14 protein-coding genes are annotated in these 13,449 nt (G+C 42.4%); 8 read left to right on the top strand and 6 right to left on the bottom strand.

The annotated features are described in order from the left end of the window. Nucleotides 1-67 precede the first annotated feature (67 nt). The 4 genes from CTT31_RS19445 to CTT31_RS19460 all read left to right on the top strand — a co-directional run bounded on the left by CTT31_RS19445 (nt 68) and on the right by CTT31_RS19460 (nt 3,643). Nucleotides 68-1,600 carry a sensor domain-containing diguanylate cyclase gene (locus CTT31_RS19445; protein ID WP_211857289.1) on the top strand — a complete coding sequence of 511 codons (1,533 nt, stop codon included), beginning with the start codon at nt 68-70 and terminating at the stop codon, nt 1,598-1,600. Between the two features lie 76 nt (nt 1,601-1,676). Then, nucleotides 1,677-2,243: an elongation factor P hydroxylase gene (locus tag CTT31_RS19450; RefSeq protein ID WP_260492824.1), complete on the top strand. Its 567-nt coding sequence runs from the start codon at nt 1,677-1,679 to the stop codon at nt 2,241-2,243. Then, on the top strand, nt 2,233-3,354 hold the full coding sequence (locus CTT31_RS19455) for an ATP-NAD kinase family protein (RefSeq protein ID WP_193522475.1): 1,122 nt from the start codon (nt 2,233-2,235) through the stop codon (nt 3,352-3,354). Before CTT31_RS19450 ends, CTT31_RS19455 begins: the two co-directional genes overlap by 11 nt. Nucleotides 3,355-3,367: 13 nt before the next feature. Beyond that, entirely contained in the window at nt 3,368-3,643 is a 276-nt protein-coding gene (locus CTT31_RS19460) for a YfcL family protein (protein WP_010377735.1), read from the top strand. Nucleotides 3,644-3,711: 68 nt separating this feature from the next. On the opposite strand, the gene CTT31_RS19465 is transcribed toward CTT31_RS19460, so the two are convergent. Beyond that, nucleotides 3,712-4,944, bottom strand: a complete 1,233-nt coding sequence (locus CTT31_RS19465) for an NRAMP family divalent metal transporter (protein ID WP_211857287.1) — start codon at nt 4,942-4,944, stop codon at nt 3,712-3,714. A gap of 124 nt (nt 4,945-5,068) precedes the next feature. Beyond that, nucleotides 5,069-5,923, bottom strand: coding sequence for an HDOD domain-containing protein (locus CTT31_RS19470; protein ID WP_211857286.1), 855 nt, complete (start codon nt 5,921-5,923; stop codon nt 5,069-5,071). A 186-nt stretch (nt 5,924-6,109) separates the two neighbouring features. Here CTT31_RS19470 and CTT31_RS19475 point away from each other — a divergent pair, with 186 nt between their 5' ends. Next, nucleotides 6,110-7,666 (top strand): AbgT family transporter, encoded by a 1,557-nt coding sequence (locus CTT31_RS19475; protein ID WP_039494890.1) that lies wholly within the window; start codon nt 6,110-6,112, stop codon nt 7,664-7,666. Between the two features lie 129 nt (nt 7,667-7,795). Here CTT31_RS19475 and CTT31_RS19480 read toward each other — a convergent pair whose 3' ends face one another. Both CTT31_RS19480 and CTT31_RS19485 read right to left on the bottom strand, forming a co-directional pair. Next, nucleotides 7,796-8,506 carry a DUF4336 domain-containing protein gene (locus tag CTT31_RS19480; RefSeq protein ID WP_193522477.1) on the bottom strand — a complete coding sequence of 237 codons (711 nt, stop codon included), beginning with the start codon at nt 8,504-8,506 and terminating at the stop codon, nt 7,796-7,798. A 120-nt stretch (nt 8,507-8,626) separates the two neighbouring features. Continuing rightward, nucleotides 8,627-9,238: a TetR/AcrR family transcriptional regulator gene (locus CTT31_RS19485; protein ID WP_260492825.1), complete on the bottom strand. Its 612-nt coding sequence runs from the start codon at nt 9,236-9,238 to the stop codon at nt 8,627-8,629. A 197-nt stretch (nt 9,239-9,435) separates the two neighbouring features. Between CTT31_RS19485 and CTT31_RS19490 the strand changes: the two genes are divergently transcribed. Then, the gene (locus CTT31_RS19490; RefSeq protein ID WP_130127326.1) at nt 9,436-10,470 is read left to right on the top strand and encodes an MBL fold metallo-hydrolase; all 1,035 of its coding nucleotides are present in this window, start codon (nt 9,436-9,438) and stop codon (nt 10,468-10,470) included. Nucleotides 10,471-10,538: 68 nt separating this feature from the next. Here CTT31_RS19490 and CTT31_RS19495 read toward each other — a convergent pair whose 3' ends face one another. Further along, the gene (locus CTT31_RS19495; protein ID WP_260492826.1) at nt 10,539-11,168 is read right to left on the bottom strand and encodes a LysE family translocator; all 630 of its coding nucleotides are present in this window, start codon (nt 11,166-11,168) and stop codon (nt 10,539-10,541) included. A gap of 116 nt (nt 11,169-11,284) precedes the next feature. On the opposite strand from CTT31_RS19495, the gene CTT31_RS19500 reads away from it, so the two are divergent. After that, the gene (locus CTT31_RS19500; RefSeq protein WP_260492827.1) at nt 11,285-12,202 is read left to right on the top strand and encodes a LysR family transcriptional regulator; all 918 of its coding nucleotides are present in this window, start codon (nt 11,285-11,287) and stop codon (nt 12,200-12,202) included. 33 nt (nt 12,203-12,235) lie between these two features. Here the strand turns inward: CTT31_RS19500 and CTT31_RS19505 are convergent, their stop codons facing one another. After that, entirely contained in the window at nt 12,236-12,844 is a 609-nt protein-coding gene (locus CTT31_RS19505; protein ID WP_039494902.1) for an outer membrane beta-barrel protein, read from the bottom strand. Between the two features lie 55 nt (nt 12,845-12,899). Between CTT31_RS19505 and CTT31_RS19510 the strand changes: the two genes are divergently transcribed. Next, the gene (locus CTT31_RS19510; RefSeq protein WP_260492828.1) at nt 12,900-13,379 is read left to right on the top strand and encodes a hypothetical protein; all 480 of its coding nucleotides are present in this window, start codon (nt 12,900-12,902) and stop codon (nt 13,377-13,379) included. Nucleotides 13,380-13,449: the final 70 nt, after the last annotated feature.

Here is a 13,449-nt window from a genome sequence, read left to right on the forward strand (position 1 = left end):
GACGGCCTCTAATTTCTTCTTTTGCACACTTCGCTCTAGGATTTGCTGAATTTGGACAGCAGAGTATATGAATAAACGTATCTTTTTGCAGATCAGCGGGTTAGTTATTTTTACTATTTTGGTGAGTGGTGGCCTATTTTATTGGTCCACTTTGTTAAACCACTCCATTTCTTCATTTCATCAGTCATGGCAATCAGAAACGGAAGTTGCAATTAAGCGTGCTGAACTGCTAGCTGAGCTTGAGCGTAGCTTTGGTTATAACGGCTTTATTCATCACTTCAAAAATTATGTACTACGCCAAGACGAGATTTATTACGAACAGGCTTTAGCTGATGTTGAAGCGACCAAAGCGACAATCCTAAAATTGCAAAGTACGGCGCTAAGCAGCCAAGAGACAAAGGCATTAACCGTTATTCAACACACCTTTGATGAATATACACAAATGCTTGCGCTTGCTAAGTCAAAATTCACATCGAGAAGGTTGAGCTCTGACGCTGTGGATCGTTTAGTGAAAGTAGATGACACGGACGCAGAAGCAGCATTTAATTATTTGCGTAAGTCGATTGGAAAGAAATTTGAGTTTGCAAAGCAAAACCAATCGATAAAGCTTGCTCAAACCCAAGAGTTTAGTAACACCGGTGTATTGTTGCTGCTACCAATAGTCTTGTTGTTTGCTTGCTTAAACATTTTTACGCTTATTTTTGTGGTTAAACTTATCAACGAAAAGCGAAAGTTATTCAACTCTACTCCTGATGCCATTTTATATTGTGATAAAGATGGTAGGCTTACAGAGGTCAATAAGGCCTGTACAGATTTATTTGGGTATCAGCCTCAAGAGCTATTAGGTATGCAGGTTGAAGACCTCATTCCAGAGCGGTATACCGGTAAACATGTAGTGGACAGAGAGAAGTTCCAAGGCACTTCTACCATGCGTAGGGTGACGCATGATGGTCTAAAAATTGTAGGGCGGCACCAATCAGGTGTAGAGATCCCTGTGGATATCGCGTTATCCACGGTGTCCGTCTCTAAAAATGATGTTTTTATTGCTGTGATCCGAGATTTACGTCAAGAACAAGAATTGAAGAACCGAGCTGAACTGGATTTCTTAACTCAGGTTATGAATCGCAGAAAGATTGAAGCGCTGCTGAAAGAAGAAGTGCAGCGGGCCATACGTTATCATCGAGCGCTATCGCTACTGGTAATCGACGTTGATCATTTTAAACAGCTTAATGACACCGCAGGGCATCAAGATGGTGATAATGCATTGAAGGAAGTTGGGCAGTTTCTAAGAGAGCAAGCACGCCCAAGCGATCATATTGGACGATGGGGCGGTGATGAATTTGTAATTATCTGCCCCGAGACTAGGCCGGATGCCGCGCTTAATTTTGCACAACGACTGGTACATGAATTTACCCGTTTCACCAGTTTTGGACTGACGTTCAGCATTGGTGTTGCTGGATATGAGCTTATTGGTGAAAGCTTTAATCACAAACGATGTTTTGAAGAAGCTGACTTAGCCCTCTATGAGTCGAAAAAGTCAGGTCGAGATCGTGCTTCGCTTTATATCGCGCCACGCAGCTCGTTGGACAAAAAGGCATAGTCTAAAACGAGATCTTTTACTTTAGCCGCTAAAAACCTTACAATTTGCGCCCAGTTTAGACTTGTGGCGGATGTTGATGCATAAAATAGAAGACCTCATTGCTGTTTTTAATGGATTATTTCTGCACACGCTCAACACGGAGCTGTTAGTGGGCGGCGACGAACCTATCTATCTACCTGCAAATGAATCACACCCTCATCACCGCATTATTTTTGCTCATGGCTTTTATGCTAGTGCTTTGCATGAAGTAGCGCACTGGCTTGTTGCGGGCGAAGAACGTCGGCAACTCGAAGATTACGGCTACTGGTATTGTCCTGATGGACGAGATAAAGCGCAGCAGCTCGAATTTGAAAAAGTGGAAGTGAAACCACAAGCGATTGAGTGGGCGTTAAGTGTCGCAGCTGGTTTTTCATTTAATGTTTCCGTTGATAACCTCAACGGTGAACAAACTTGCCGTTTCAGTTTTCAACAACGGGTGCATCAGCAAGTGCTAGCTTTATTAGAAAGTGAATTTAATACCAGAACGACTCAACTTCTCAACGCATTAAGCAATTTTTATAATACACCTTGGCCTTTACACCAGCAGCAATTTAACTGGGATATCCCGACAGAGCTAAGCATGGAGTTTGACGATGCAATTTAAGCTTGGACTTATCATCAATCCTTTGGCTGGGCTTGGTGGGAGCGTTGCACTAAAAGGTAGCGATGGCGCAGAAACAGCCCAACAAGCATTGGCGTTAGGCGCAGAGCCTCGCGCTAATCAGCGAGCAAAAACGGCTTTAACACAATTACTTCCACATCAACAAAACATCGAACTATTTACCGTTAACGGTGAGATGGGGGAGCGTACGGCAAAAGAGCTAGGTTTTAACACCCAAGTGATTTATCAAACTCAAAGCACGGTAACTCGTCCTGAAGATACCGAGACCGCAGCGCAAATGATGCAACAGCTCGGTGTCGATTTGATTTTGTTTGCGGGTGGCGATGGTACTGCCCGTAACATTTGCCACGCGGTGGGTGATTCATGTCCTGTACTTGGGATCCCTGCTGGGTGCAAAATTCATAGCGGCGTATACGCGATAACGCCAAAAGCAGCTGGTAGAGTCGTTGAACTTTTGGTTACCGGAGAGCTCGTCTCCATTGGCGAAGCCGATGTGATGGACATTGATGAAGCTGCATTTCGTGAAGGGACAGTGCGTGCTAAACGATTTGGTGAAATGCAAGTGCCGACCGAGCTGAGATATGTTCAAGCGGTGAAAAACGGTGGCAAAGAAAGCGATGAATTAGTGTTAGCAGATATCGCCGCCTATGTGGTTGCCGAAATGGAAGAAGACGAAACCTATATCATGGGATCTGGTTCTACCGTTGCAGCAGTGATGGAAGAGATGGGACTTGATAATACACTTCTTGGTGTTGATGTTGTAAGGGACCAAGCGCTGATCGCGCAAGATCAAACCGCGCAGCAATTGTTGTCGCTTGCTGATGACAAAACAAAGCTAGTGATCACATTAATTGGTGGGCAAGGACACATTTTTGGCCGCGGTAATCAGCAGCTAAGCCCTAACCTCATCAAAAAAATCGGTAAAGATAATATTATCCTTATCGCCACAAAATCGAAATTAAAGGCCTTAAATGGTCGTCCTTTAATTGCTGATACCGGTGACGAACAACTTGATGAGTCCTTAGCTGGATTTATTAAAGTGATCACTGGATTCAATGACCATGTAATGTACGCCATAGGCCATCAAGAATAATTTAGGAATAAATATGTCTTTAGTAGAATATGTAGAGAAAGCGCAGCAGTTTTTTGATGAGCTTGTTGATAGAGCGAGCGATGACGAACTATTTGCTGGCGGCTATTTACGCGGTCACTTTGACTTAGCGGTAGGCTATGCACAAGTAGAAGAAGCAGATCTTTCGATTGATGAGTTAAATGCCAAAGTTGAGAGCAGCTTGGTAAAAGCATACCGAAATGGAGAGCTAAATGACGATGATAAAGCGCACGTAGTTTCTATTTGGGAGCAGGTGCAAAATCTAAAATAATGCACTTCGCTCGAGTGTAGCAGATGCTAGAAGTCTAATTTGCGTCTGCTACTCAGCCTCTTTTGGCTTTACATCAAAAATCGCCAATAGATGAACAACAGTGCAAAGCCCACTAAATAAACCAGCCCCAGTCCCGTTAGAACCTTGGTATAAATTGGTTGACGGCGATAGATCTCACCTTTCACTAATCCTAAATTCATCCAAGCAAAGATAGGAGTAGTGACAAACGCTGAGCTCATGGCAAACATTAGCATGCTCTTTAAGTCGGCTTTAAAAAACAGCACCACGGCCATACCAAGCGCTGCTTGTAGCAATAGAATGAGCGTGTAACTCTTTTTCGTTGTGTTAGGTCGTAACAACTGAAGCGATTCACTAAGCACTCGGGAGTAGCCATCTAACACCGTGATGGTTGTTCCAAACATACATAAAAATGCGACGCCAGCAATTAGCCATCTGGCCCATTCGCCAATCGTATTAGCATACATATCAATGAGCTGCTGTGAGAACGCAACACCAGCGAGTTCCACAGGCTTCTCTTGACCGTATTGCATTAGCATACCGAGTAAACAAAAAACGACCGCCAGACCCAGCGTTACAAAATATCCCACCTTGAAATCCAGTAGGATCTGGCTACTTGTTAGCGGTTGTTTAGTCATCTTCGTTTTTAGCCAAGACGAATTAATGGCTGAAATCTCGATTGGTGCGGGCATCCAACCCATCAAGGCAACTAAAAAGCCCAGTAGTGCGATGTCGTAGGGGGAAACCGGATCAATAGGGGCTGGATGGGCCGGACCATTATTAGCCGCAATGGCAAGGGCCATAACCGTGGAAATGGTCAAAATTATCATTACCCATTTGCTAGTCACATCGAGTATTTTGTAATGCCCAACCAATAAGATTGCCAAGCAGCTAGCCAAAAGTAGAAAGCTTAACAATTCAATATTTATTGGAAATGGCAGCGAGTAGCTCAGAAGACTTGCGGTAAGTAATAGCACGCCTGCGGTATTTACAATGGCTGCGAAAATATTGAGTAGCACAAAAACCTTAAATCCGAAGCGGTAATGTGCGTGATAACCTTCTACGACACTATGCTTAGAATGGCTTGTGTACTCTACTGCATATTTAAAAAAGGGATATTTGAGCAAGTTAACGGCAACAATTAGCCAGATCAATTGACTACCAAATAGTGCCCCAGCCTGCGTTGACGAAACGAGATGTGAACCACCGATAGCAGCAGTTGCCATTAATATTCCAGGCCCAAAGATGGCAAATTTGCCTTTAAGAGATAGCAGCGCTGGCAATGTAAATTCCTTAAGTCTTTGTTATTTTAATTTTGCTGCCAGTCTACGAAGTTTTAAGAATTGCCGCAACACTGTCGTTGAGTCGCATTTCACAGACGGTGTTGAATGTGAGATAACTAGTCGCTTACTCATCCTGCTCTAAAAAGTATTCATCTAGGTCTTCTTTGATGTCCTGATAATCATCTTCATCTAAATTTAAAACTTTCAATACATCTGCTTTCATTAAATGCCAATCAGGTGCGGCAACAAAACGTTTATTGATATGTACAAAATTTTCAGCCATTTTTAGAGCAGCGAAAGCTAATTTCTGCTCGTCGTCTTTACAGTTTCCCAAAAACTCAGGGTCATGATGGCATAAAATCATCTGACAAATACTTTGTGGCAAATTCCAGGAAGCTGCGAGGAAGTAGCCGATAATAGCATGATTGGTCTCGTACTTTTCTTCTTCGTGCTCGACTAACAGCTTGTCATAATCTTTGTTAGCGGCAATGAGCGTTTCCATATAATCGGGGTAATTTACCGCCATAGCGGCAATCCCTGCGTCATGAAATAAGCCTAGTAAGTGCAAGTTTTCGATAGGAACACGCGATTTAAGTTTATTACCAATCACCATAATGCTATCTGCGATGTCTGAAGCGTTATCCCAAAACCGCTCCAAACTGATACAACATTTACGTTGGTCAAAGGTTTGTTTGAGCAAAAAGCCGGTCACAAGCGTACTAATAGAGTCTAGACCTAGAAAGACGACAGCCTGTTTTACATCAGTGACCGTTCTTGCCAAACCGTACAGTGGGGAATTGATGATTTTTAGCACCGCGGCTGAGGTGCTGACATCATGAGCGATGATAGAAGCGATGTCGTTCAGATCTGGATCTGGTGCAGCAAGTGCTGCTTGCAACTCGCTTATCAGCGCGGGCTTAGGCGGTAAATTAAAACCATGTTTGACGTCAGCTAACACTTTGTCGTCTAGATCTATCATCTAAAAATCCTTAATTTCAGACATATAAAAAGCATAGCGTAAATTCTTTATTGAACACTGACTTGAGACAAAAAAATACCAAGTCGACTACTAATTCGGCAAAGTGTCTCGTCAATAGGCACGTTTTCTTGCTTAACATGTAAATATTAAGTTATGGTTAAGCAATTTTTTTCTTAGGGCAATGGTATGCACGAAACACAACAAGCGAACTCGCAAAATTCTGCGATCACCCGTTTTTTAAACGGGATAGAGCGGGTGGGGAATAAACTTCCTGATCCTGCAATCATTTTCTTATCAGCAATGTTGCTGATTTGGCTGCTATCTTGGTTATTTTCAGGCGTAGAATTTAGCGCTATTGATCCAAGAACCAATCAGGCGATTGTCGTTCACAATTTATTAGACCCAAATGCGCTTGCCGGATTTATGGCAACGATGGTAAAAACCTTCACGGGATTTGCGCCATTAGGCGTGGTGCTAGTTGCTATGCTAGGTGTGGGTGTTGCTGAACATTCTGGCTATATCAATACTGGCCTTAAAATCATGCTTAAACGCACGCCTCAAGCACTACTAACTCCTTCTATTATTCTTATCGCAATTGTAAGCCACACGGCGACAGATGCTGGATACGTGTTAGTTATTCCGCTTGCCGGTGTCATCTTCTATGCGATGGGAAGACATCCTCTTGCGGGTATTGCTGCGGCATTTGCTGGCGTAAGCGGCGGATTTAGCGCGAACTTTATTCCTTCAGGTATCGATCCGTTGCTACAAAGCTTTACTCAAAGTGCAGCACAGATCATCGATCCAGAAATCGCGATTAACCCACTAAACAACTGGTTTTTCACCTCAGCATCGAGCTTATTCATTATTTTATTAGGTTGGTATATCACTGATAAAATCATAGAGCCAAGGCTAAAAGCGACAGAAATTGACGGCGATACAGAGAGCTTGCCTTCGTTTGATGAGATCACAAGCAAAGAAAAAAAGGGCTTTGTGGTGGCGTCTATGGTGATGTTAGCAGGTATTGCATTATTGGTTTATGCATCAAGCGGCGATGATTCAGCACTACGCAGCCCGTCGGGCGCTTTAACTGATTTTAGTGCGCCGTTAATGCAATCAATTGTACCACTTATCTTCCTACTGTTTTGGATCCCTGGTGCGGTTTACGGTTTCGTTGTCGGTACGTTTAAAACCTCAAAAGACATGATTGATGCCATGACTAAAGCCATGAATAGCATGTCTTACTATATTGTTATGGCGTTTTTCTGTGCACTTTTCATCAGTGCCTTCAGCCATTCAAATTTGGGTGCATTGCTTGCTATTGAAGGGGCTCAAGTATTAAAAGCATTGGCGCTGCCAAGCTATGTTACTGTAGTTGGTATTATCTTCTTGACCGCATTTGTAAACTTATTTGTAGGGTCAAGCTCTGCGAAGTGGGCATTGCTGGGGCCGATTTTTGTTCCGATGTTAATGCAATTGGGTATTTCACCTGATTTAACACAAGCGGCTTATCGTGTTGGTGATTCTGGCTCAAATATAATCACTCCGCTTATGCCTTACTTCCCACTGGTTGTGGTTTACTGCCAGAAATACGTTAAGTCGACAGGAATAGGTACATTGATAGCGATGATGTTGCCTTACTCGATCGCCTTTTTGATTGGTTGGAGCATCTTCTTATTGATCTACTGGATGCTTGGTATTCCACTAGGTCTACAAGCGAGTTATGCATATCCAGCTGGAATGTAATTTGAGGAATGTAACTTCAGGGGATCCTTAAAACAATGAACTCCTGATCCAAATTTTAGATTAAGTAACAAAAAGCGCTGTTCATTGACATGACAGCGCTTTTTATATTCTGTTATTTTGCATTGCGCCTTACGCGGCTTTATTGATACCCAACCAAGAAAATGAGCGGTTTAAAAATGCTCCAGCGCCTGTTTCAATGCATTCACCATGGGCAATCACGATATATTGAGGTTGCCAAGCAGCCATCTTTGAAAAACAGGCTCGGGCCTGCTGCTTCCCAAACACAAACGAAGTTCGCCAGTCTATGGGCGTTTTACCGTTAGGGCTAATAATCCCAGTGATTTTCGCTAATACTTTTTTAAAACCGGAGAAGTGGTTAGGGTGAAAGTTCTCGATAAGATCTGTCAAAATTAATGTACTGCTCTCTTTGTGGAAGAATACGACTTCTTCCATCACCGCGCTGCCTTTAAAAATGAGTTGCTCAATATCTTCTTGCCATTCGGGTTCTGCCATGTTGCCCAGTTGGCGCTGAAAAGTAAGATCAGGCCGTTTTTTGTCGACACCTGGAGAAGCAAACATAATCGCATGTGGGAACTTTTCCTGCCAATCTCCCATAAATAGGTGATGAAGTTTATTTGGAGAAATTAGGTAGGCCACTTGCCCAAGTTGCGTCAATTCACTCAGTAATCCTTCCGTTAATTTTCCGGGAGAGTGGACCCATAATGCGCCAGAAGAAAGCTTTACTATGGTGCTTCTGGTAGTGTATGGCATGCCAAAGAATGGTACAGCTGGGCCGTTGTGGATCCAAATGTTTTTACCAATTGCAATTAATTCGCTCATCTGATTTCCTTACTCTTGTTAGCGTGGATGACTATATCAGGGAAGTTTTTTGTTTAAAATATAGCCTTATGCAAGATTGTATGAAATTTATTTAAATCCTTGTATTTGCATACCTTATCATTAATCTTGGGCGCCTTGTCCAGTCCCATATCTCGCCATAAAAAGCGCAACGCTTTGCTCTACAATAAAGTCCGTTTCCTCCGTATTTGTGAGATCAAATCCATAAAGCCGTGGGTAAAAGATAAAAGACTTGAGTTGATATAAAAACTGTTGTGCTGCGAATGCCTGATGTTCGATATACAGTGCATTGTTAGCGACAGCATCGGCTAAAAACGTTTCTAAATAACGCATACAACCTACTTTACTGTTATTGAAATGCGCAGCCAATGTAGAGTCTTGCAACAACTCGATAAATGCCACGCGAGCCACTTTGATAAATGATTCAGAGGTGAGCAGATTGACTTCTCGTAAAGCGATTTCTTGAAGTTGTTTTGCAATCGAGACATCGGGTCGATATTGATAAATATCACCTTGGTCAACTTGAAGCATCATGTGTTCAAGTACGTTATACAGTAGCAGCTCTTTGGTCTCGAAGTGGTTATAGATCGTTCGTTTAGACACTTCAGCGTGCTTTGCGATGAGATCCATACTGGTATTTTGAGCACCGTGCTGAGCAAATAACTGTTGGGCAGCCTCTAGAATTTGCAGTCGCTTTCTTTCTGATTGTTTCATTTTATCTATTACAGGCAAGGGAATATCAACAAATGGATACTCCACATTCTAGCAAAACTAAAATAAATTACACTGCTTAGTTTACTTTCTATTCTTGATGTGTAAACTACACTGTGTAGTTTACTTTTGGTGGTTATATGAAAAAGCGAACATGGTTTGGCTTGATTGTGGTCTTACTGATAGGAGTAGGAGGAGTTATGGCTTCTAATTTAAATGCTGCGGTAAATCAAAGTGGGTATTCATCAACTCAATATAGTGATGGTAAATTTCATAATACTCATGAAACGAATAAAACGAGCCTAGGTAAGACGCTGGAAATTTTTTGGCGCTTTTTTACCGAGCAAAAAGTCAATGCGGTGCCGAAGGTTGATATGCCAGTAAAAGTGCTCACTGAGGAGAATTTAAAGGCACTTTCTGATACGCACACTCACGTTATCAAACTGGGACATTCATCAGTACTTATTAAAGCGCAAGGGAAATATCTTCTGATTGACCCCGTTTTTGCTGAACGAGCATCACCATTTTCATTTATTGGTCCAAAGCGTTTTCATCAACCACCTATTACTATTGAATCATTGCCTCAAATTGATAAGGTGCTGATTTCACATAACCATTACGACCACCTAGACAAAGAAAGCGTAAAGCGATTAGCAGACAGAGTGGGGGTATTTTATGTACCTTTGGGTGTAGAAGGTGATTTGCAAAAGTGGGGAGTTCCCGCCGAGAAAATAAAGCAGTTTGACTGGTGGCAGTTTGAAGAGACCGCTGAGTTAACACTCACCTTTACACCTACTCAGCATTTTTCTGGACGTGGACTTGGAGATGCAAATAAAACCCTTTGGGGAGCGTGGGCTATTCGCACAGCAGACAAAAATATCTTTTTTAGTGGAGACTCTGGTTATTTTGCTGGATTTAAGGAAATAGGTGAAAGGCTTGGTCCATTTGACCTAACCTTAGTAGAGACCGGCGCCTATGATAAAGATTGGTCTGATATTCACATGACGCCAGAGCAAAGCGTACAAGCTCATATAGATCTGCGAGGAACGCATATGATCCCCATTCATAATGGTACTTTTGACTTGGCTTTTCACTCTTGGTTTGATCCGCTCGCAAGAGTGAAAATCGCAGCAGAGCAAAATCAAGTGGCGCTGGTAACACCTGTTGTAGGTGAAGTTTTGACGCTATCAGAAACGCTATCAAGTAGCAGCTGGTGGGAAGCGCTGATGCCCTAATATCCATATCTTAGTGATTGAATGAGGGCTAACGCATGATGCGGAAACCCTTATTTGGCTTACATGTGTTAAGCAATCAACAGCCTTAATGAGAAGACCATAAGCAAAACAGCAAGTGCTTTTTCAACCAAGTTCATCTTGTTCAAGAACCAAGCGCGGGAAGATGGAGCTGAGAATAATAAGCTGACACAGATAAACCATAAAGCGTTAACACTGCACATCCAAGCGCCGTAAAAAAGTTGAATATGTAACGGAGTTCCTTGGCTGACGACATTGGTCACTACGGCTAAGAAAAACAGGGTTGCTTTTGGGTTGGTTGCATTAGTTAAAAAACCAAGACTAAAGGCTTTTTTGAGCGACTGTGAGCTTACATCAGCTTGGGCATTTTCTGCATCCAGTTCAATTGTTCCTGCACTTTTGAGCAATTGAATAGCGATGTAGATAAGATACGCAGCACCGATTAATTTAGCTACTTGTAAAACCCAAGGTGAGGCCTGCATCAGTGCGCCGACACCAAGTAAGGTATATAAGATATGAACACTAAGTCCAGTGCCAATCCCCAAGGCGGTCATTGCGCCATGTAGTCTGCCGTATTTTAAGCTTTGTCTGACTGTAATAACAAAGTCAGGGCCTGGCAAGATCACTGCAACAAAATGAATGATGGCTAATGACAAAAACTCTGGCCAATACTGCACCATAATAAGTTCCCAATATAATATCGAATAATTGAGCACATTGTATTTTCATTCTCCTAGGAAGATAATAATCTAAAAATAGAAATAACTTTTGCGTGGTGCGCACAAATGGGAGTGCTATGACGACCAGTAAACATATTGAACTACTGCAAGAAATGTCGATTTTTGTCTCTGTTGTCAATACTGGAAGTTTTTCTGAAAGCGCAAGGCAGTTAGGTGTCTCACCGTCATCTGTGAGCCGTGCCATAAAACTACTCGAACAGCAATTGGGTGTGTGTTTACTTCAACGTACCACACGCAGCTTAAGATTGAGCGAAACAGGAAGGGCTGTGTATGAGCGCTGTACTCAGTTGGAACAAGCCGCTAAAGACGTTATTTCGCTCTGTGAAAGCCATCATCAAACGGCACAAGGAACTGTAAAAATCGCAGCGCCAAAAGCGGTTGCACATTCACTAATTCACCCAAATGTGATGGCGTTTCTAGGCGAATTTCCAAATATTGACGTTCATTTGGTGCTAGACGACAACGCGTTGGATTTGATCCGTGATGAAATAGACATTCTATTTAAAATTACCAACGAGCCTCCACAAGGCTTAATAGGTAGAAGCGTAATGACGATAGAACATATAGTGGCGGCATCACCAAAATATCTTGCGACCCACTCAATTCCTACTCACCCTAAAGAACTAGTACAACACAGCTGTATTGCCTTGGGGGAAACGGATGCTGATGCTAAGTGGCGATTCAGAAAAGGCACACAAAAACTCACAACTCCAGTTAACGGGCGCTATAAAGCAAATCATACCCGAGTGAGGTTAGATGCTGCGCTGCAAGGACTTGGGATCACAAGCTTACCTATGTTTGTAGCTAAAGATGCGTTAGCGTCAGGGGAGTTGATACAGGTATTACCTGAATGGCAATTTGAGACTCACTATTCAGGCGAGCTGTGGATGCTATATCCAGCAACTCGCCATATTCCTGCAAAGGTGAGTATTTTTGCTGATTTTATTGTACAGCGACTTACCAGGGGTTGTTGAGTTTTACTGTATATTAAAACCCGCTCGTAATAATTACAGTGAAAAGCGATAACTTAATGTTGCGCTCGCTTGATATTGACTCATTACCTCATTGTCGAAGTGCCAGCTACAGGTATTTTGGGTTTCTGGGTCGACATCGCAAGTGACTTTAGAGTTGTTGTTTAGGATAGTTGCAATCCATCGTGCTTCAGCACCGAGATGAAAACCTGCGCCAAGGTTGTATTCAAAACCCGTGTATAACCCTGATGCAAAGAAAGTATCAGAGTCGATAAAATTAGGGTCAACAAAGGTTGCACCAAGCTGTAAGCCTAGATAAACATCTAAGTTGTCTGTGAGAGGGCGTACCACCGCACTTTGAAATAATAGATATTCCATTTCCACTTTGTTTAGCGGATAAGCGGTAAGTTGGGTCTCAGTTTTTCCGTAGTAGAAGCCATAACGGCCTTCAGGTACATATTTATCGATACTTAATCCAAAGTGCGAATCGTCTTCTAATTCATACTTCTGATGGCGAGAAGTTTTGATATCACTGCTGTAAGTTTTGCCACCATATATTGAGACACCAAAGTCTCCATAGTCTGCAGCACTGACATTGCTCGAAACAACTAACGCCAAAATAGTAGCTACTGAAGCAAATTTCATAACGTTCATATCCTTGAGTTGGAATAATTTTTTAGAATTGGGCTTTAGTATATCAATGATGAAAGAAAATAATAACGAGGTTGGTCTATTTACTTGCATTTCTTTGGTTAGATTTTTATTATTACTTCGCTTATTTGATTTGGAAAGTACCTTGCAAGTATTTTTACGTTTACTTATCACATTGTTCGTGGTGGCTACACTCAGTGGTCAAAACGCGGCTGCCTCTATGGCAGCATGTGAAATGCATGGCGCTACCAGTCATGAAACAAGTCATCAAATGCTTCAAAGTAACGTGCAATCGGCAGAGCCTCATCATCATGAAATGATGATTGAGATGGATTGTTGTGACCCTCAGAACACAGCACAATGCAGCGATTGTACTTGCCCCACACATATGTGCTCCACAAATCTTGCAGCGTTTTCGCCAAGAGAGTGGATAGCGCCTATTGTACTGAAAAACGATAAATTAAGTTTCACAAGTGGTCAGCTTAGCGACTACCCGCGCTCTCTTTATAAACCCCCAATACTTGCCTAACCTCAGGGCAGATCTGCCTTAATTTCATAGTTTTGTACAATTAATCGTCTTTTTTGGCGTAATTTTCAAC

It is taken from the genome of Pseudoalteromonas maricaloris, from assembly GCF_024746855.1.
In the GTDB taxonomy this organism is placed as follows: Bacteria; Pseudomonadota; Gammaproteobacteria; order Enterobacterales; family Alteromonadaceae; genus Pseudoalteromonas; species Pseudoalteromonas maricaloris.